We start from the raw sequence: 22001 nt of genomic DNA, 5'->3' as shown, positions 1-22001 counted from the left end.
AAAATAATTTAAAAAACAATCAATATTACAAAGATATTTCAACAAATGCCAATCATTTAGGAGGGAAAATATGAGAATTAGTGTTGAAAATGAAAGAAAACTTGTAAATGAAATCTTAATCAACATTGGAGTTCAAGAATATCATGCAAAAATCATTACCGAAGCAACTTTAGACTCTGATTTAAAAGGTTTCACTTCACATGGACTTGGAAGATTCCCACAATACATCAGAGGAATCAATAACGGTTTTATTGAAACCAAAGGAGATTATGAAATTGTCAAAGATGAGGATTCCATTGCACTCATTGATGGAAAAAGCTTATTCGGACAATACATTGCACATGAAGCAATGATGATGGCAATCAATAAGGCAAAGGAAACCGGTATCGCTGCAGTAGGTACCTTCAATTCTAACCACTTTGGAATAACCGGTTATTATTCTGACTTAGCTATTAGAAATGACATGATTGGTATTGTAATTTGTAACACTGAACCTGGAGTAGCACCATTAGGTGGTAAGAAAGCTATTCTCGGAACTAACCCAATAGCTATTGGTATCCCTTCCGAAACTTATATTGCTGTTGATATGGCAACTTCTGTAAGCGCAAGAGGAAAATTATTAGAAGCAAAAAGAAAAGGTGAGGAAATTCCTCCAAACACTGCAATTGACAAGGATGGAAATCCAACCACTGATCCTGAAGCTGCATTAGAAGGCTCTATCCTTCCATTTGGTGGAGTAAAAGGATACGCTTTAAGCTTTATGATTGAAATAATGACAGGACCTTTAGTAAACGCTGCATTTGGTACCAACGTAACCGGTACTGCAGGAGACTATAAGGAAGACTGCAACAAAGGTGACTTGTTTGTTGCAATCAATCCTGCAAAATTCGTTTCAATTGATGCATTCAAAGAGCAAGTTGAAGAATTCGTCACAGAAATCAGAGAATCCGGAAACACTTTCATTCCTGGAGATCTCGAAGTAAAAAGAATTGCTGAAAATGAAGAAAATGGTTTAGAAATAGATGAAAAACTCTATGAAACCTTAAAAGAAATCTGTGATGCTGAAAATATAGATTTAGACAGTTACTTAACTGAATAAATCTAACTTTTTTCTTTTTTACTATTTTACTATTTTACTTTTCTACTTTTATTTTACTATTTTAATTTTTTTACTAATTTTTATTAATCTTATTTTTTTTCTGATCCTAATTTTACAATTTACAAATTTTATAAATTTCTATAATTGAATTATTTTTGAAAAAAATTAAAATTCAAATTTCATTTTTCGCTGCTTTTTTTAAAAAGTTTTATGAAAATAAGACTAAAATTTTAACTTTCAATGAACTATGAAAATTTTAATAATAAAAGTTCATTAAAATATAGTTTATATTAAAAAGTATTAAAATAATTAATCATATTTTTAAAATACTGAAAGTATGAATCCCATTATAAATTTTGATAATTGATAATCTACATCACACAGATGAGAAATGACAAAATAGTGAAAAAATGAAAAAATTATTTTTTGAAAAATAGAAATTGAAATTTTTGAAAAAATGAAAAATTAAAATTTCAAAAATTATTAAAAAAATGTTTAGAAAAATTGAAAAATAAAAATTTAAAAATATTATTAAAAAAAATTTTTTTAAAAAAAATAGAAAGTGAATTTTAAAATAAAAAATTAAAAAAATTAAATTGCACAAGATGGTGCAAATCCTAAGTCATTCAATAATGTATCGAGACCTTTTTCTGCCATGACCACATCATCGACCAGACAGAAGATTCCTAACTTTCCTTCCTTAATGAAATTTGAAAGTTTGCTTGCATCATCCAAAAGTTCAGATGCATCATCTTCAGCAATTGTGAAGAACAAATCTGTTTCCATCATATTAAGTGAACTGTTTACATTGAACTTTGAATCAATAGCTCCTTCTGTTCTTTCAATGAGCAGGAAATTCTTATCAGTCTCACCAACAAAGAATGCGACTTTGGTTCCGGGACTTAAGACTGCAAAATATTGCTCACTATCACTGACAAACTTATCCCATAAATTATTATCATGAACCTTGACTGGCTTTACCATAAAATCACCTAAAAGAAATATTGGGAAATAAATAAGAAAATTATCTAAAATTAAATTAATAGATAACTAAAATCAAATAAAATTATAAAAATTAATCCAATTCAATTTCCTTGATTTTATTTTCAATAACTTCCTTCACTATTGAAACGCAGATTTCCCCTTCTTCATCCAATCTTGCAGCATCATTTGCCTTATGTTCGGTTTCAGCTAAAATGTCTCCAACATTAAGCTCATCCACAATTTCAATGCCCTTTTGCTCTAGTATTTTACCAACACAATTTCCTTCACACCCATTAATAGCTAAAATAGGGTATTTGTCAAGCATTCTTTTAAATCCTGTGACATTTGCAGAAGTTGAACCCATACAAATTGATAAAATTTCCACATCATCAATAGCTAAGTCATGAACTGCAACTCTTGCAACCAATCCATTAGGACTCATTCCACTGCATGCTGCCAAAGCAATCTTCTCTTCCATAATCATACTTCCTTCAAATAATTATAATTAATTTTTCAATAAATGTGATTTTTTATTTTTTTAGATAAGTTTAATAAAATTTTAAATTTTATTCCTTTTTCATTTCAGGCACATACTTAGCATAGAAACCATCAGTATCTGCATAAATAGCCTTGAAACCATAATCTTCCGCTTCCTTCATTGCCTTTTTAATATGCTGACGTCCCCAAGCAGTAATTGATTGAGCACATTCAAATGAATACCAACGGAATCTCAAGAATCCATAAACTCCATACATTGTATTTGCCAAACGTTTCAACGCTTGCTGCTGAACATCCAAACTCTTCTTCAGGATTGGATCATCTGTTGCTTTCATCCTATTCTTAACAGCAAACCTTTCATTTAGAATATCCTCTAAAGCTGAAGGAATGAATCCTTGAGGTTCTTTCTTGAACTTGAAGAAGTGTTCTGGTGAGATGTAATACTCTTCATCATTATCGATTTCAGAAGAGAGTTCCTCTTCTCTTAGACTATCTATATCATCATAACCTGTTTCAAAGTCTTCAAATTTTGCATTATATGAAACATTATCCTTAACCAAAACATCTGGAGAAATGTTTTTTGAAATGATCAATGTAGGGTACAGGCTCTTGAAGTCGAACTGAACCAAATTCTCATGCAATCCGATTTCTGGCTCTTTAACATAACCTCCAGAATTGCTTCCCCTTTCCTTGATGTTTTTCATAGTCATGTTTGGCTTATTCGGCACAACCTCATCAACCTCATAAGCTTTTCTAACCAAATACCATTCCGCTTGCTGACCGGTTGCCATACGGGTTACATCAACAAAAGGCTGACCAACGATACGAGTCAATTCCAAATTCAAAGGCAATGTTTCCTGAGCAATCTTCAAGGTGGATACAACATCATCCAAGGAATACTTGAACAGGTTCTTAAGTTCCCTTCCTCCATTGTCCCAGAATTCATAGATTCTGTCTCCAGGAACATCTATCTTTTCCTCGCCAAAGAACTCAAAGTATACTCTCTCTAAAGTGTATCTGTCAAGTGACATGTATCTTCTCATAACCAAATACAAGTCAACATGAAGAAGCCCTTTGAATGTAGCCGCATTGTTGAAACCTCTTCTAATGAACTTGATGCTTGATCCATCAACACCTAAATCCAAGTCAAGGCCCCAAAGCTTTGCCCTATCCTTAAGGTATGGGAAGTCAAATACATCAGAGTTATATCCTATGATAATGTCAATATTGTTTTCCTTAACAGTTTTAATGAAGGATTCAATCATTTCCTTTTCAGAGTCAACCTTTTCTATAAAGTACATTTCAGGATCATGTTCAAACTCATCCCCTTTAGTTGAAATGACTTTTCTAACTCCTACATTGCTGTCAATTCCAATCATGATGATTTCATCCTCATTAGGATTAGGCATTCCATGAGGGTTTCTAACTTCCAAGTCAAAGCTCATCATCCTGAACTGTTGGAAATCGGTATTTGCAGTTTTAGGAGATTCACTCAATTTAAGGATTTCAAGGGAATCGTCATCACTGCCTATGGTTTCAAATGAGTCAATAAGTTCTCCCTCTAACTCCAATTCAGCCATAGGAACCAATCCATTGTCAATTAAGTATCTTCTATAGAATGGAATGTCATGTTCCCTAAGCTGTTTTACAGAGTCCAAATCCCAAATCTTGTCTCTGTATTTAGGCACATCTTGAGGATGGTTAAAGCTGAGTTTAATGAATTCAGTAGGAACCTGAAAATCCTTCTTAAGGACTTTTTCAAGTTTTGTAAACTCCAGTTCCTCTTCCTTTTCAAGCTCTTTTAAATCATTTATGCATTTATCAATATCATCTACAGGCAAGATATACAAATAAGGAACGAAACTGTCATCTAATGCAATCAAGTCATTGGATTTCTCTCCCTTTACCTTACCGAATAATCTCATGACTGGCTTTTCATCATGAGTGATATAATCAATGTCTAAAAGAACAATGTTTCTTTTTACCATCCTATCCACCAAATTTTTTTATAATAATCAATAATTATCAGATTCATTATTTTCCAATTTCTCTATCTCTAATTTATCCTTTTCCAACTCTTCCTTAAAGGACTTGATAACCGCATATGCAATTCCCAAAATCAAAGGGCCCAATATGAAACCAACAATTCCAAATACATAAGGTCCTGCCATAAATCCAACCAAAAGGATTAAGGAAGGCATGTCAGCATAATTGCTTGCAAGCATTGGACGAATGTACATATCGCTCAAGCTTAATACGAATCCCCATAATATTGTAAGGATTCCTTGAGCTATGTCTCCAGCAACAAAGAATGCATAGATTGCCAATGCCCAATAAACTATCCATGGACCGAAGATAGGAACCAGCTGTGCAATGCCTGTAACGATTCCTAAAAACAATGCAAACTTATATCCTAAGAAATAATAGCCTACACCACCCATAAGACCTATAACAATAGCTGTCAAGAAATGACCATAGAAGATGGATTTTAGAACATTTGCAACATCATCCAAGGTTCTCTCAAAGAAAGACCTATGCTCTTTTGGAATGAATACGAAAATATATTCCATAACCTTATCGCCATCACGAGTGAAATAATAAATGGAACAGATCAGGACAAACAATTGAACCAGCACATCTGAAAACTTCCTTATGAACCTTATGGCATAATTGAATATGTAAGTTAAGGCTTCATGCACTCCGCTAGTCAATAGCCCTAAGTAAGGTTTAATAAATCCTTGAAGTTCCACAGGCAATGCTTGGACAAATGTGTTAATAGCCAAATTCAAATCAATTCCTGAACTTACAGAAAGATTATGGGAAGCGAAAAACATATCCGCAAAAACTGCTGTTTCCCAAAATACGTATATGAACAATAGTATCAATGGAATGATTACCACTATTATCGCCAGGAATATAGAAATTGAAGTGATCTTGATTTTTGATTGAATCCTATTGGCAACTGGTTTGATACCATAAGCAATCATTGCTCCAAGCAAAATCATATTCAAAACCGGCATGACTGTAAATAATGACAATAATAAGAAAATTATTATAATCACTATATGCAGACCATATTTGCTTTCACTAAGATTAAACATGTTATCATTAAATAAATTATTGCTAATATTTTTTTAAATTAAATAATATTGAAACGTTAAATGATTTAGAAATACTCTTTCATTCCAGATGCAGTTCTATGGAATTTACCGAACTCAACGATTTCAGAAACCTGATCAGATGAGAAAACAGGTCCTTCAGCACATATTCTCCATCCGGTATTGTCTACACAGCATTGACCGCAAACACCTATAGCACATTTCATATAACGTTCCATAGAGTATTCACCTTCAATCATATTGGATTCTAAACTACCATACAATGGTCTCATCATGACTTCAGGACCGCATACAACAGCCCAATCATATTCCTTGTGTTCAATCAATTGCAATACCCTATGGGTTGCAAATCCTTTGAAACCGCATGAACCGTCATCAGTGCAAGTATATACTTTAGCACCTTTTGATTTTAAACGTTCATCGAACAATAGCTCATCCTTGGTCTGTGCAGCACAAACAACATCCACTTGAGCCTTATTTTTCAATGCCGCTTCAGTAAATGATGCTATAGGAGCCATTCCGACTCCACCACCAATAGCTAAGACTCTCATTCCTTTCAAATCAGTGTCGAAGCCATTTCCATATGGTCCTCTAAGACCTAACTTGTCACCTTCCTTTAAGGTATGCAAGTCTTCAGTGAACTCTCCAACCTTCTTAACGGTTATTCCAAGTTCTCCCTTACCTACATCGATGTATGAAATGGACATTGGCTTTTCGTCCTTGAAATTCCAGACCATGACAAACTGTCCAGGAGTAGGAATGTTTTCACCAACCATAGTCCAATCAAAAATAAAAGTCTTGATTGTAGGAGTCTCTTCAATAATCTTTTTTATCTCTATAACTTGAGGTACATTCATTCTATCACCCACTTGAACTATGGCTCCTTATGAGCAAAGCCCACCATATCATTAATTGAATCAAATTCACTTTCCTCTATAAACTCTTCCAAGTCGCTTGTAATCCTTCCGAATATTTCAGGACCTTCATACATGATTGAAGTACCAATTTGAACAGCGCTTGCACCTGCATAGAGGAACTCTATTACATCAGCATAATTGCGTATTCCCCCAACACCAACAATTGGAATGTCAGTTGCGGCAAATGCATCATAAACGCAACGAACAGCTATTGGCTTAATTGCAGGCCCGCTCATTCCACCGAACTTATTTGCAAGTATTGGATTTCCAGTTACAATATCTATTTTCATTCCAGGACCTAATGAATTGATCAATGTCAATCCATCTGCTCCACCTTCTTCAGCTGCAACTGCAATTTCAGAAATGTCAGTTACATTTGGAGTCAATTTTGCAAGAATAGGCACATCAACAGCATCTTTAACTGCCTTTACAACATTTCTAGTCAATTCCGGATTTTGGCCGATGGAAGCTCCGTAACCTTCCATTGCATGAGGACATGATACATTCAATTCAATCATATCAACCAAATCCTCTACCTTTCCTGCAACATATGCAAACTCATCAGGAGTTGCACCATAAATTGAAGCGATTGATTTTCCCTTTATGCGGTCAACCTTTTCCAATTCATCGATGAAAGCTTCAACTCCCGGACTTGAAAGTCCAATTGCATTAATGATTCCTCCTTCTACAGCAACTGTAGTTGGATTCTTATAGCCGTCATTAGGTTCCTTTGAAAATGATTTGGATACAACTGCACCAGCACCAGATTTTAAAATCCAATTAAGGGAAGATGCATGGCTTCCCAATACACCTGCAGCAAGCATCAATGGATTTCTTAACCTGACACCACATAATTTAGTTTTTAACATGAATAACCTCCAATAAAAACATGAATGATAAGCATAACTAATTTCTCTTATATAATATTTTAATAATTCAATATAATTATTTTAATAATATAATATAATTTTATACTATTTTAATATATGGAAACTATATGATATATAATTATTTAGTTTTCGTGTGGAAAATTAACGAAAATTTAGTAAAAAATTAGTCAGAAATTGAGAAAAATTATCTAAAATAATGTAAAATATATTAGATAAAAAAATTAAAATAAGATTATGGAATTTTATATAACACAATGTATTGCAGGATTTATTGCATTTGATGAAGATCTTCAAATTGCTGATTATAAGCTTTTTACAGAAGATGAAGTGGTTTCAAATCTCATCAAGATAGAGGAAAATGAGATTTTAGATGAAGAGATTGAACTCATTAATGGAATAAAGTTGGAATCAATCGAAGAGGATAAGATAATTATAGAAACCACAAAAAGGAAATCCCAATACAAGGAACTTGAAAATTATGAAAATATTGAAGTGAAAACTCCAAACAAAGGTGGAGAACACTTAAGAAGCAATATTGACAATGTCTTTGAAGAAATTGGATTTTCAAAAAGTCAAGATGAAATCACTCAAATCTATGAAAAGCTAGCAATCCATAAAATCAAAAAGTCTTCACAGGAAGCCGACAAGCTATTGATTCAGGCAATAAACTCTGTAGACGACATTGATGAATCAATCAGCAAACTAGTTGAACGCATTCGTGACTGGTACACAATCTATTTCCCAGAAATGGATACTATAAGCAATAATGAAACTTACATAAAGCTAATAGCTGAAAGCGAGAATAGGGAAGACATTTTGGAAAACTTCATGGAGCATTTCAGTGGAGAGATTGAGGAAAGTGCTGGTGCTGACATTGAAGAAGAAGACTTGATGATGTTGAAGAGCTTTGCAGAATCAATCTATTCACTTCAAAAGTCAAGAAAGGAACTTGAAACTTATATCGATTCTAAAATGGAAGCCATTGCTCCTAACTTAAGAGACTTATTAGGATCCACATTAGGTGCCAAATTAATTGCACACATTGGAAGCATAAAAAGATTAGCAACCTATCCTGCAAGTGTTATTCAGATAATGGGTGCTGAAAAGGCAATATTCAGACATTTGAAAACTGGAGAACGTCCTCCAAAGCATGGGTTGATATTCCAACACCCAAGTGTTCGTGGAGCTAAATGGTGGAACAGAGGAAAGATAGCTAGAAACCTTGCATTGAAGATTACACTTGCTGTAAGAAAGGATGTATTCTCTGGAGAGTATGATCCAAGCATTGCAGAGGATTATCTCAAGAAAGTTGAACAAATAGAAAAGGAAAATCCATTCCCTAAAAAGACAAGCCAAAAAAGGGCAAGGGAAAGAAAGGCAGAGAAAGACAAAGGGAAAGGAAAAAGCAAGAAATACAAAGGAAACAAGAAAAACAAGAAGAATAAAAAGAAACGAAGAAAATAATCATTTAACTATGTGATTATAAATCCTAATTTCTAAAATTCTAAAATCTTAAATTCTGAAATCTAAAATCTAAAATTCCTAATAATTATAAATTCATATAAAGATGTGAAAAAATGAACATATTTTACAAAGATGGTGAAATAGCTACCAGAAACTTAAGTCCAGGGATTAGAGTCTATGATGAAAGACTCATTCAAGATGGAGATGAAGAGTACAGAATCTGGAATCCAAGAAGATCCAAATTAGCTGCAGCATTATTGAATGGATTGGAAGGAATTGAATTAAACAACGATTCTAAAGTATTATACTTAGGCGCTTCAACAGGAACAACTGTTTCACACATTTCTGACATTTGCGATGAGGGATTGATTTATGCTGTGGAATTTTCACCAGTCAGCATGAAAAAGCTGGTCAGATTATCCCAAAAGAGAAACAATATCATGCCGCTCCTTGCAGATGCAACCAAACCGAAATATTACTTGAACAAAGTTGAAAAGGTGGACTTGGTTTACTGTGATGTTGCACAGGAAAAACAGAGCGAACTCTTCATGGATAACATGGATTTATTCCTTAAGGAAGATGGGCAAGGACTCATTACAATAAAAGCAAGAAGCATTGATGTTATTCAAAAGCCTAAAAAAATATTCAAGGATGAAGCTAAAAAAATAAAAGAGAATGGTTATTCCATTTTGGAAAAGATTAAATTAGAACCTTATGAAAAGGACCATATAGCTTTTCTTGTGGAGAAATCTTTTTAAAACAACATATAATCATTTTTGAAAAAAATCATTTTTCAAAAACCATACATAACTCTTATTTTAATCTAAAACCACCATTTTATTATTTAAATTATAAAATAAAAAGTAAGCTTTTTATATAATATATTTCATCATGAAATATAGATAATTATCAAAAAAATAAAACATACATTTTTAATAAGAATAATTCAAGTAATTATAGATTACTAATATAAATTTAAAGCTCAAAAAACCCTTATTTTATAAGTATTACTTTTATCAAAAAATTTGATTTCAAAAGAGTAATATACATTAGAATTTTTAAAAAAAATAGATTAAAATTTACTGAAAATCAGAAATAAAACTAATTCAATTTTAAAAATTAATCTAAGAATAAAATAACATAATTATTAGTAATTTTAAGAAGAAATACGAATTTAGTATAACTACGAACAATCTCAAAAAAGTATTACTACTGAAAGCTTTTTATATAAGAATATTACAAATATATATTTGCTAATGCAATAAAAAAAGAGTTCATAAAAATATCCTCTAGGTTAATTCACTCATAAAAAACACTCCATAATTAAATAGCTTAGAGGATTGAACTTTTTTTGTAAAATAAACTATTTTTAACTCTTTTTTAACAAAATTTTATTAAAATTTTAAAAAATATTTCTAATTTTTCTTTATTTTTAAAAATAAGAAAGAACTACTAATTTTTGTAAAAAAGTAATACTTTTTTTAATTATTATCTAAATATGGGGAAAATGTAAGTATTAATAAAACTAAAAGAAAATATTTAAAATTTATATAGAAAAATAAGGAAAAATATAAGAAAAAAATTATATAACGAACTAAAAAATAATGAGAATAAGATCATCCCAAAAAAAGGATTGGAAAATAAAAAATTAAAATAAAAATAGCAATAAAAAAAGAAAAAATTGAATCAAACTTTTAAAGTCTGAAATCAATTCAATTTTTTAGAAATCTCATCAAATATGGATTTGGAAATCTCTTTTTTGGAATTCAATGAAACCTTCTTGATTTCATCACTTACAAGAATTACCTCATTGGTTTCAGATCCAAATCCGCATCCTGCATTTGCAACATCATTCGCTACAACCAAATCAGTTCCTGCTTCTTGCATTTGAGTCTTAGCACACTCAATCATTTTCTCTTCTGAAATGTTGTATTCCGCCTTGAATCCAACCAAAAAGATATTTTCATTGATCTTCTTGATTCTTTGGATGATTTTTGCAACAGGCTCAAATTCCAATGACAAGTTATAGGATGAAGAGATTTTAGAATCTTCCTTGCTGATTGGAGTAAAATCAGAAACAGCTGCAGTAGCTATGAAAACATCAAAATCAGGAATCAACTCATCTATCTTCTCATTCATCAAAGTAGTTGATTCTGCATCAATCACATTGAATGCCTTTGGAATTGAAACTTCATGATGTGCAGCTAAAATAGTCAAATTAGCTCCTCTAACGAATGCTTCCTTAGCCAATTCCAAACCCATCCTACCAGAGGACCTATTGGAAATTCCCCTTATAGGGTCAATTTCCTCAAATGTTCCACCTAAACTGATCAATATGTTTTTTCCTGCAATATTAGACACTACACCACCTGCAATGCCCTTGTTTACCCTATCCAAATTGACAGCTCTTACAGATTCAAGGACAATGTCTTCAATAGCTGGGAATTTGGCTTTTCCTTCATCAATGCGAGGATTGACAAACTTAATACCTTCTTCCTTTAACTTTTCCACATTTTCGCTTACTGCATCATACATTGAATCATGCATTGAAGGAACAAAGACAATAGGAGTGTCATGACCTTGAGCAGTTATCAAAAGGGTATTTACAGGATTGTCAGAAATCTTATATGCAAATTTGGAAATGGTATTTGCAGTAGCTGGAGCAACTAAAATCAAATCTTGTTGAGAATACTTCACATGCTCTATCTTTCCAGTCAATTCCAAGACGACTTCCTGGCCAGTGGCAAACTCCAAAGAATTAGGGTGAATAATTTTAGTAGCCTCTTTAGTCATGAATGCCTTGACAGAATGGCCTTGTCTTCTAAATTCCCTTGCTAACTTAATGGTTTCGGTTGCTGCAATACTGCCAGTAACACATAAAACAATTTCCATAAAATCACTTCAATAATTAAAATCTTGCAATAAATAATCTAAATATAATAAATAATCTAAATTGTAACAATAATATCTAAAAGTCTTGTATAATAAATAATCTAAAAAAATAAAAATAGTGAATTTTATTTATAAAAACCACTATTATAATTTAACACTGTTGATAATGAAATCAAAAGTACCGACCATATTTTCGAATTCAGATTCCGGAGCAGAACACAAGATAACATAAATGTCAGACCCTTTTGGAATCCAAATAGCCTTGTGCTGTTTAGTTTGATTGTTTACTACAGAAGTGTAATCCGCTTCCATAGCAGCTTGATCATTAAAGGAAACATTACCCATAAACAAAATGTTAAAATCAGAATTACGGGCCAATGTATTGTAATTGGAAGTGAATTCAGATTGTAAAGATCTTGCATTTGATTTCTTTTGAATATTCACATTAATACTATTAAAACCTGCAGAATCCTTAGCATCAGGGTCTGCAACAGCTAAAACTGTATCATTAGAGTTGGATTTTGCAGAAACCCAATTCCCAGGCATTGATAATGATATTCCATTTTCAGAATAATCCACTGATTGCTGTGAAAGCTCATCTCCATTACCTGTGTTGATAGGATTATTTATAAAAAATGAAACACCTACAATCAATAAAATTAACACTAATCCGATACCAATAATTTTTTTCATACTATATCTCCAAAAAAATAATAATAGCACCATCTATAAACTTACTCTTCAGTTCCTCCAGAACTACCACCAGAAGAACCACCGCCGGAAGAACCTCCGCCAGATGAACCACCAGAAGATCCTCCACTGGAAGAGCCACCTCCAGAACCACTATCAGAACTTCCACCAGAAGAACCACCACTGGATGAACTTCCACCAGAATAATCTCCACTAGAACTGCTACCAGAACTTGATGAACTGGAAGAACCAGAGTCGCTGCTTGAAGATGAACTTGAATCATCTGAAGAACCATATGAGGTGGTATTTGAGTAAGATTTTGTATAATTGTAACTGAGGGACTTGTTTACCTTAACTTCAGGAAAAGCAGTGTCATTAATAGTTGCACCGGTAGATAGCATGTCTCCAACATCACCACCTAAACCGATGCTGGACATTCCAAAAGTTATTCCTGCACCAAATGCTACAAGCAAAAATACAACTGCCAATGCAATATACCATGGACTGGTACTTGAAGACTCCTCTTCTTTTTTTGATACTGTATAAGTTTCAGGATTATGGATATACTTGCGAACTAGCTTTTCCTTTTCTTCCCGATACTTTTGAGAATCATCATATCTTGGCTTGATTGAGGAAGGAGTTTCTTCTTTTCCTTGCATCGCACGAATTCTATCACTAACTTCAATAGTTTCAATCTTATGCCTATACTGGTCAGACAAATAAAGGTATTTCTCTTCAGAAATCAAACCAGCTTCATAATCCCTTTCAAGATTATGTAAAATCTGCATAAGCTTTTTCCTATCTGGATTCATACTTCTCCTCCTAATATCGATTGAATAAATTAATACTATATATTAAAAATATCAAACTTTTATCATTTTTATATATTTATATATTATTAATATATGAATTTTATATTTAATAAATTATACTAAATGAAAAGTTAAAAAATTAGAAAAAATATTGTAGAATTATTGAAGTTTAAAAAAATTTGAATGAATAAAAATAGAGTTTTAGAAATTATTGAAGTTTGAAAAAAAATTCTAATGAAAAAATAGATTTTATAGAAGATTATTTGAATAAATCTTCACTGAATATAGGATAAGATCCTAAAATCTTAAAGAATGAAGTGTTATCCTCCAAATGTTTTAGAATATGCGCGATATCATCATCCAACCTATGTCCTTCAAGGTCTATGAAAAAGATGTAATGACCTAATCCCTCTTTAGAAGGTCTGGATTCAATTTTAGTCAAGTTGACATCATTCTCAGCAAAGAGAGCTAAAAGTTCGTAAAGCCCCCCTGGCCTATCCTCAAACAATGAAAATGAAATTGAAGTCTTGTCATTTCCAGTTATCGGAGAATCCTCATTGTCCAAAACAACAAAACGGGTTTCGTTGTTGAAATTCTCTTGAATGTTTGTGTCAATAACCTTCAATCCATACAATTCCGCTGCCTTCAATGTTCCAATAGCTGCATCCTCACCGGTTTCTGCAACCCTTTTAGCTGCTGCTGCAGTGCTTAAGGTATAATGTGCAGTGATTCCATGCCTTTCCAAATAAGGCTGGCATTGACCTAATGCCTGTGAATGTGAATAAACATTTTCCACTTCATCTACAGTCATTTCCTTAGCAGCCAATAGGTTATGGTTGATTGGAATGACAATCTCATTTTTAATCTTCAAGTCAAAATTATGAATCAATGAATCTAAAGTCAAGCTAACTGGACCTTCTATTGAATTTTCAATTGGCACAATGCCACATACGCATTCCCCACTTTCAACTGCACCCATCACCTGCTGTATTGAACAGTAGGAAATCAAATTGTCACTGACCAATGAAGCAGCTTCGTGAGAGAATGTTCCTTGAGGTCCTAAAAATGCAACTTTATCCTTTATCATAAAAAATCTCCTGAAAATACTTATTCTTTATTCCTATTTCTTATATATTAATCATAGTATAAAAAGCAATGGGTAAAAATAACTTAAATAAATCAAGTAAATTAGAAAAATAGTATTAAAATTCGATGAAAATGATTAAAAAGCATGAAAAATAGAAAAAAAGAAAAATAAAGCATAAGAAAATCTTATGCTTAAAACTAAAATCAACCTTGAAATAGTCCCTATTGAGTTTCAATTTCATAAATCAATTTTAGCAAATCTGATTGAGTTACTATTCCTATAATTTGATCTTCATCATCAACTACAGGGTAACCATTATAACCAGTTTCCAACATTGCATCAGCAAGCTGTGGAATTGTTGCATATTGTGAGATTGTTTCCACATTTGGGGACATGTAATCTCCTGCAATCAACTCCTTGATCTGAGAAGCTTGATACTTGTCAGGAGTGTGTTTCCTGAATGAAACAAATGCTTTTGCAATGTCTTTTGAAGTAATAATTCCTGCAAGTTCATTGTCTTCAGTGAGTAATAAACGTCCGACACCTGAGTCCATTATAACTTTTCTTGCATGAACTAAACGATCATCTGCAGATATTGAAATAATATCTGTTGTCATAATATCCTTAACTGAAATCTTTTCATATGCTTTTGCTTTGCATAAATATATGAAATCAGATTTAGTTACGATTCCAACCATTTCACCATCAGATAAAACTGGAATGGCACCAATGTTCTTTTCAATCAAGATTTTTGCCACTTCAGTCACATCATCATCCTCATCAACTGTAATCAAGTCTTTGACCATTACAGTAGATACATGGAAATGTGAAGGAGCCATATTACCATATTTAGCGGAGCCTAACTTATTAGCTATATCTTTTTCTGAGATAATTCCGACTAAAACTTTTTTATTTTCATTGGTACTGGTGACTGGTATTCTAGATAAGTTATCCTTATACATCATCCTTAGACAATCACATATGTTTAAATTCTTATCAATAGATACCACATTTTCAGACATTATATTTTTGATTTTCATAATAACACCAACGATAAAATCCAATGAAATAGCTATTAGAAAGAATCCAAATGAATTGATTCGATTTGGATTTAAATAATCTATAGCGTATCTAATCAAAGATATAAACTAACCTACCAATAGCTATCTCTTAAAAGTTCAACAATAGCTACCTGATTGGTCTTCATAAGAAGAGCAATCACATAATCTTAAAGAAATAAATGGATTATTTTTAAGGAATTGCTAAATAATCCAATAGAAATAAAATCTAATTATTTTTTAGGAATTGCTTAATAATCCAAATAGAAATAAAATCTAATTATTCTTTAAGAACTGTATTTAAAATATCTCTTTCAGTGACAATTCCTACAAGTTGATTATCATCAACTACAGGAACACCACCAATGTTCTTTTCAGCTAATAATTCACATAAGTCCCCTAATCTAACAGTAGATTCAGTTACTAATATGTTTGGTTTAATGATTTCAGAAATTTTTCTTTTTAAAACATCTAAACCACTATTAGAGGTCATAGAAGCAAACATTTCTTTATCACCGAAGAATCTTAAGATATCGGTTGAAGTAACAATTCCTATTAATTTCTCTTCTTCAACAACAGGAATTCTTCTTAAGTTGTTTCTTACCATGATTTTGGAACAGCTTTCAATAGGAGTTCCAGGAGTGGTAGTGATAACATCCTTAATCATGATGTCACCTACAGTTTCATTGGTCAATGAGCCTGCAAGCGCTAATGCGAAATCTCTTTCAGTGACTATTCCCACTAACTTTTCTTCTTTATCTACAATAGGCAAGGATCCAATGCCGTTTTTGGTCATTACATCCACACTTTCTCTAATAGAATATTTAGGACTGATAGAAATAACATCTCTTGTCATAATCTCTTTTACATGATCATTGATTGCTGCCAAGAAGTTGTCATCATGTTTCTTTTCTATTATATCAAATTTGCTTCCTCCACCAAGGAAGTCAAGAATATCCATAGCAGTTACAATACCCAAAAGTTTATTTGAGCCAGGATGGGTTACTGGTAATCTTCTGAATCCATGTTCTATCATCATTTCAGCAGCTTCCTTAATGGTCTTGGTTGGAGGAATGCTAATGACATCTTTTTTAGCAAGAGTCATGATTTCGCCCTCATTATCAGCTACTTTTGTTTCATGTTCTACAGAACCACGATTCATAGATTTTCTCAAGTTTTTAGTGTTTTTGTCTTTCATTACGACACCTCCGGATTTAATAATTCTTCCAGGTCTAAATTACAAATCATATCATAACAATCAAGTTATAGAACTCTGGGAAATATTATTAACCAGATGACAAATCCAATTGCTTACTGTTAGATTCATAAGAGTCTAAAAAACTTTTAGATTCACATCCAATTTAATAATATGGAAATAAAGTCTATAATTAAGCCGTTACAATAATTAACGATTCATAATCTATTTTTGAAATTATGGATTTGTTGGAAGTTCACGTATGCCATTATTTCCTTCATTCAAGCTTTTTATTGCTAAAAGCTTTCTAGAAATTCAAATACAAAATTTGAAAAAATGACATAGAACTAACTACAATATTAGTTAGGTTTTGATAGTTAATATTATTATCGATTTAATTTTTATATACCTAAAAAACTATTGAAATTTTAGCTCAAAAAATTACCTATTTTATTTTTATTAAATTAAAAACTATTGAAAAATGAGTTCATAAAAATAGAAAAAATAAAAATATAAAACTTAATTAATAATAAGAGAATATAGTAAATAGTATATTATAAATAATGCTTATTAAATCAAAATTGTGATTAAAATGGATAAAATCGAAAAAACTGTTAGGACAAGAGACTTTATTATAAGTACAGATGGATTATTATTTGCTTCAACCAATTACATTCACCCTGAAGATAGGATTATCTGCTTTTTAAGATACATTCCAGATGAGAATGGAGACAGGGAAAAGGATGGAATCAGATATTCCAAAGTTGGATCTGAAGAAGCTTATGCATATTTAAGAGAAAATCACCCAGATTACTTATACTTCTGTGACGTTACAAACGTTGAAATGATGGGAGTTCCTATAGATAAGGTTGAAAGAATCATAAAACCTGAAGAAAGATTGAAAGGTCTTAGAGAAACTTATTATGACGAAATCAACACTAAAGTGGCAAATGGTGAAGAGCTTGACTATAAAGAAGAGCTCTTAAGCAAATTATTTGACTTATCAGACTTTTTCCATTATGTAGCAGGAATCAGCTATGATGACCTTGGAATCTCAGGATCAATCTTGCCAGGACTTCAAAAGGCAGGAACTTCAGACCTTGACTTTGTAGTCTACGGCCTTGAAAACCATAGAAATGCAATCAAGGCATACAAGGATAACAAGGACAAAGCTGTTTTCATAGAGGAATTAGACAAATCAATCACACTTAACAGAATCAATGATGATTTCTGGGACTTTGTATATGATAAGAGAATAAAAGACGACAGCCTAACTAAAGAGGAGTTCGCTTGGTATGAAGAACGTAAAAGCAATAGAGGACTCATTAGAGAAACATTATTCGACATCCTAGCTACTAGAAACTATGATGAGATTGAAGGAACCTGGGGAGATACCGTATACGAACCAGAAGGATTTGCGAAAGTAAACTGCACAATAAAGAGTGCATTAGGAGCTTTTGACAATCCTGCAGTATACACAATAGAAGATGTTGAAATCCTAGAAGGACCAGATATTGAAATATCAGAGTTAGCTTCACTTACCCACACCTATGCTGGAGAAGTCATAGACGGCGAAGAAGTGGTTGCAAGAGGAAAAATAGAAAAAGTGCTTAAGAACGGAGAGTTTGAAAAGTATAGAATTCTTGTTGGAACTACTAGAGAATCTTTAAATGAGTATATTAAGTTAAGAGAAAGTCCGATTGTGGACCATACAAGAAATTAATGATTTTTAATACTTATCAACTCATAAGTATTAATTTTATTTTTTTTGTTTTTTTAAATTTTTTAAAAAAAATAGTTTTGTTATGATACCAGTACACTTATCTTAATTTTATTTTTTAATATTTTTAAATAATATTTGCTATCTTTACATGTATTTTATTCGTGCCCACAATTAATTTACAGAATACTTCATCCATGTTATATTTTTAGCTTCTTTATGTATATATCACAAGTAAAAAAAAATAGAATATTTCTCCTATGTTTAATTGAGAGAATCACTTTACAAGATTTCCTTCGTTTCCTTCCAACTAACATAGCAGAAAAATTAGAAATAGAAAAATTATAAAAAAATAAAAAATAGCCATAAAATGACTATTTAATTACTACTTTAGATTTTCGAGTAGCTGCTTTATAAGTACTGTCTCCTGCAAACTTAGTTACAACTGTATAAGTTCCTTTTTTGGTTAATTTAAGTTTTACAGTAGCAACTCCTTTATTGTTAGTTTTAACCTTATATGTTTTTTTATTTACAGTGACTTTAATTACTTTCTTTTTAAGAACTGTTTTTCCAGACTTTAAGGTAACAGTTATTTTTTTGGTTTTAACTGCTTTTTTGAAGGTCTTCTTAGGAACAGTCAAAGTAGAAGCTTTTTTATAAACTACAATTTTTGTGCTCAAGGAAGTTCCATAATAATTGTAAATTCCAGCATATTTTACTGTAGCTTTATAAGTTCCTGCTTTTTGAATATTGAAGTTCTTAAATGTAGCCACACCATTTTTATCAGTAGTAGCAGTGTAAGATTTTTTGTTTACTGTAAGTGTTACTTTCTGATTTTTAATGATCTTTTGATTTTGATCTTTTAGAGTTATTTTTAAATACTTGTTTTTAACTCCTACATAATAAGTAAGTTTATTATCAACCATAATTGTCTTAAGCTTATTTACTGTGACTTCAAAGGTTGTTGAAACACTATTATGATTCTCATCTCCATCATATCTTACAGTGATTGGGTGGTTTCCCATAATAAGTTTTGTGATGTTTTTATAATCGCTACCATCAAAACCAGTGTATAGCTTATGAGACCATCCATCTCTTTCATCAGTCACATAAACCCATCTACTGCTTAATTTATTATTTTTTGCATCTGACAACCATACATTAATTATATCATAATTCTTATCATATTCTATAACAAAACTAACTTTTGTGTTAATTTTATTAACAGTGAATACGCTTTCAATAAAGTTATAATTTTGAGGAGATATTGTTAATTTATCGTTAAGATAATTTACAGTATAATTTGTTGCATCAGACACAATAATGTTATATTGTCCAGCATTAAAGGAAGGTAAAGCACCTTTACCGTCAGTAATTTTAATAATATATGTTGCACCATTAATTAAAAAACTAACAGTTCCATTAATCTTTTTAGAAAGAATAATATTAACCTTATCTAAATATACAATATTAGATTTATCAAATGATATGGATAGAGTATCTTTAGTTATGTTAAATATAGTAGATTTACTAGAACTATTAAAATATTCATTTCCTAAAAAATTAACATATGCAGTATAATTTCCTACATTTAATATTTTTGGAACGATGAAATCGCAAATCCCATCTTTAACTATTGCATCAAAAGTATCATTACCTATTTTAACTGTGACACTATCATTGATAGTTGAATTCATTTTAAATTTAACGACAGTTTTTTCACCATAAGTCTGATTGTCAATTGAATAAAGATATAGATTAGGGTTTGCTTTAGAAACTACAAATGAAGTAGGTCCTATGACCTGATAATTAGGATAGTTAATATTTTCAAAGGTAATGGAATACTTATTTGGAGTTAAATTGAAAATATTTATAGAACCTGATCCTTGATACATGGACACATTATACTTCACATTATTAACTAATAAAACTAAATAAGGTATATTTTTATCAGTGGTTGAAATTTGAATAGTCTCTACAGAACCAAATGTAATATTCCTAGGAGAGACAGTTATATTTGATGTGGAAACTACAAATGATTTATTATTGTGAGTATATCCGCTTACTTTAATATTGTAAGTTCCAACATCTAATAGAGGAACTGATAAAGTACCAGTACCATTAATTACATTTACGGAATATATGTTGCTGTTAAGATATGTGTAAACTGTTTTATTAATCTTTTCTCTAAATTTCAGAGTAATTGATGCATTATTACCATAAGAAATGTTTTTTGGGATTATATTGACATTTTCAGTTATTGAAAACTTTTGATTAATTAATAGATTATAAAAATCAGAAGTTGAATATTGGGATGTCAATATATATTCCCCTACTTTTGTCAGATTGCTTATGTCAAAAGCGCCTTTATAGCCTGCTTTGAAAGAGGTGCCATTTATAGTTATGTTAGTAATGTTTTTAAGATTTGAAATATGAGACAAAGTTATTTCATTAAAAGTTTGATTTATTACTACACCAAAAGTACCATTCACTGCACCTTCGTCCCAATAAACAGAACTATTGGATGAATATCTAGAAGTTCTGATTACATATGATCTAGTATTTCCAGAAAAAGTATAATTTTCAATTCTACCATTATTTCCTTTCCAATAAACTGCCCCTGCAGTTGAATTAGATGTATTGGTTATGACTTGAACATAATTATTATTAAAGGTACCATTAGATATTATACCTTTAACTCCATTCCAAAAAACAGCACCACCATAAACCTTAACATTTGATAAATTAGAATATACATAATTGCTTACAAATTTACACTTACTCATATTTCCATTAGAACCATTCCAATAAACAGCACCACCTTGAGCCAAATTATCATAATTATATGTGAGATTAACATTATTACCATTGAATGTGCAACTATTCATTTTTCCATTTGCACCATTCCAAAAAACAGCCCCTCCATTATGTTCTGCACTGTTGTTATTAAATGTGCTTCCGGTTAAAACTCCATTGTTACCATTCCAATATATGGCACCTGCCTTATTTTTTTGAATTTTTATATTTTTTATAGTTACATCTCTAGCAGAAACATAAATGCAAGATTTAGTTGAAGAAGATCCAGTAATGAGTTTATTATTACCATCTAATACTGTACCAGCAACTGTTATATTTATGTAATTAGTACCAAAATTAATATTGCTTGCTAAAGTAATATTTCCTCCATTTGATATTGCTTCTTCTAACTGATCAAAAGTTGAAACGGATTGTGTATTACTTGCGCCAAGTGTTTTTTCAGAATTTATTTCACTTTCACAATCTTCATTAGGATTTTCAGAATCAATTATATAATTTGAATCAGAATCCTCATTATATGAATTTTCTGAAGAATAAAAAACATCTTCAGAAGTGCTTTCCTCATTAATTAAGTTTTCTTCACTTATAGTGTCAATTAGATTATCATCTATACTTGAAACTGTTAAATCTGAATCTTCTGTAGCAGAAACACAACCCAAACATAAACAAGTAATTAATACTAGTAGTACAAGAAAACTTATTTTTTTTATTCCCTTTACCATTTTTACAACCTATATAATTTAATAATAATTATATTAT

At 31.3% G+C, this 22001-nt stretch carries 17 protein-coding genes; 4 read left to right on the top strand and 13 right to left on the bottom strand.

Annotated elements, in window-relative coordinates; translation table 11 throughout:
• Positions 1–70: 70 nt before the first annotated feature.
• The gene (comC, locus tag Q0409_RS08515; protein WP_298537062.1) at positions 71–1099 is read left to right on the top strand and encodes an L-sulfolactate dehydrogenase; all 1029 of its coding nucleotides are present in this window, start codon (positions 71–73) and stop codon (positions 1097–1099) included.
• A gap of 591 nt (positions 1100–1690) precedes the next feature.
• On the opposite strand, the gene Q0409_RS08510 is transcribed toward comC, so the two are convergent.
• The 6 genes from Q0409_RS08510 to Q0409_RS08485 form a co-directional block, all read right to left on the bottom strand.
• Positions 1691–2083 (bottom strand): hypothetical protein, encoded by a 393-nt coding sequence (locus Q0409_RS08510; RefSeq protein ID WP_298537059.1) that lies wholly within the window; start codon positions 2081–2083, stop codon positions 1691–1693.
• A 91-nt stretch (positions 2084–2174) separates the two neighbouring features.
• Complete coding sequence (locus Q0409_RS08505) at positions 2175–2561, bottom strand: putative zinc-binding protein (RefSeq protein WP_298537057.1); 387 nt, start codon at positions 2559–2561, stop codon at positions 2175–2177.
• A gap of 88 nt (positions 2562–2649) precedes the next feature.
• A complete protein-coding gene (locus Q0409_RS08500; protein WP_298537055.1) occupies positions 2650–4569 on the bottom strand; it encodes a DNA-directed DNA polymerase in 1920 nt (639 codons plus the stop codon).
• Positions 4570–4596: 27 nt separating this feature from the next.
• Positions 4597–5682 carry an AI-2E family transporter gene (locus Q0409_RS08495; protein WP_298537052.1) on the bottom strand — a complete coding sequence of 362 codons (1086 nt, stop codon included), beginning with the start codon at positions 5680–5682 and terminating at the stop codon, positions 4597–4599.
• 65 nt (positions 5683–5747) lie between these two features.
• The gene (locus Q0409_RS08490) at positions 5748–6557 is read right to left on the bottom strand and encodes a dihydroorotate dehydrogenase electron transfer subunit (protein WP_298537049.1); all 810 of its coding nucleotides are present in this window, start codon (positions 6555–6557) and stop codon (positions 5748–5750) included.
• 17 nt (positions 6558–6574) lie between these two features.
• Positions 6575–7486: a dihydroorotate dehydrogenase gene (locus tag Q0409_RS08485; protein ID WP_298537047.1), complete on the bottom strand. Its 912-nt coding sequence runs from the start codon at positions 7484–7486 to the stop codon at positions 6575–6577.
• Between the two features lie 255 nt (positions 7487–7741).
• Between Q0409_RS08485 and Q0409_RS08480 the strand changes: the two genes are divergently transcribed.
• Positions 7742–8971 (top strand): NOP5/NOP56 family protein, encoded by a 1230-nt coding sequence (locus Q0409_RS08480; protein ID WP_298537044.1) that lies wholly within the window; start codon positions 7742–7744, stop codon positions 8969–8971.
• A 113-nt stretch (positions 8972–9084) separates the two neighbouring features.
• Positions 9085–9729 (top strand): fibrillarin-like rRNA/tRNA 2'-O-methyltransferase, encoded by a 645-nt coding sequence (locus Q0409_RS08475; RefSeq protein WP_298537041.1) that lies wholly within the window; start codon positions 9085–9087, stop codon positions 9727–9729.
• A 949-nt stretch (positions 9730–10678) separates the two neighbouring features.
• Here the strand turns inward: Q0409_RS08475 and coaBC are convergent.
• The 6 genes from coaBC to Q0409_RS08445 all read right to left on the bottom strand — a co-directional run bounded on the left by coaBC (position 10679) and on the right by Q0409_RS08445 (position 16708).
• Positions 10679–11863, bottom strand: a complete 1185-nt coding sequence (coaBC, locus tag Q0409_RS08470) for a bifunctional phosphopantothenoylcysteine decarboxylase/phosphopantothenate--cysteine ligase CoaBC (protein WP_298537038.1) — start codon at positions 11861–11863, stop codon at positions 10679–10681.
• Between the two features lie 144 nt (positions 11864–12007).
• Positions 12008–12556, bottom strand: coding sequence for a PsbP-related protein (locus Q0409_RS08465; RefSeq protein WP_298537035.1), 549 nt, complete (start codon positions 12554–12556; stop codon positions 12008–12010).
• Positions 12557–12597: 41 nt separating this feature from the next.
• Positions 12598–13365, bottom strand: a complete 768-nt coding sequence (locus Q0409_RS08460) for a hypothetical protein (protein ID WP_298537032.1) — start codon at positions 13363–13365, stop codon at positions 12598–12600.
• A 259-nt stretch (positions 13366–13624) separates the two neighbouring features.
• Positions 13625–14449 (bottom strand): prephenate dehydratase, encoded by an 825-nt coding sequence (gene pheA, locus Q0409_RS08455; RefSeq protein WP_298537203.1) that lies wholly within the window; start codon positions 14447–14449, stop codon positions 13625–13627.
• Between the two features lie 224 nt (positions 14450–14673).
• Positions 14674–15492: an HPP family protein gene (locus tag Q0409_RS08450; protein WP_298537029.1), complete on the bottom strand. Its 819-nt coding sequence runs from the start codon at positions 15490–15492 to the stop codon at positions 14674–14676.
• Between the two features lie 298 nt (positions 15493–15790).
• The gene (locus Q0409_RS08445; RefSeq protein WP_298537027.1) at positions 15791–16708 is read right to left on the bottom strand and encodes a CBS domain-containing protein; all 918 of its coding nucleotides are present in this window, start codon (positions 16706–16708) and stop codon (positions 15791–15793) included.
• 589 nt (positions 16709–17297) lie between these two features.
• Here Q0409_RS08445 and Q0409_RS08440 point away from each other — a divergent pair.
• Positions 17298–18428 (top strand): DNA polymerase subunit beta, encoded by a 1131-nt coding sequence (locus Q0409_RS08440; RefSeq protein ID WP_298537024.1) that lies wholly within the window; start codon positions 17298–17300, stop codon positions 18426–18428.
• A gap of 371 nt (positions 18429–18799) precedes the next feature.
• Here the strand turns inward: Q0409_RS08440 and Q0409_RS08435 are convergent, their stop codons facing one another.
• Entirely contained in the window at positions 18800–21964 is a 3165-nt protein-coding gene (locus tag Q0409_RS08435) for a hypothetical protein (protein ID WP_298537020.1), read from the bottom strand.
• Positions 21965–22001: the final 37 nt, after the last annotated feature.

This window comes from uncultured Methanobrevibacter sp., from assembly GCF_937898925.1.
In the GTDB taxonomy this organism is placed as follows: Archaea; Methanobacteriota; Methanobacteria; order Methanobacteriales; family Methanobacteriaceae; genus Methanobrevibacter.
Note: the sequence above shows the minus strand (reverse complement) of the source record. Positions and strands in the feature narration are given on the sequence as shown.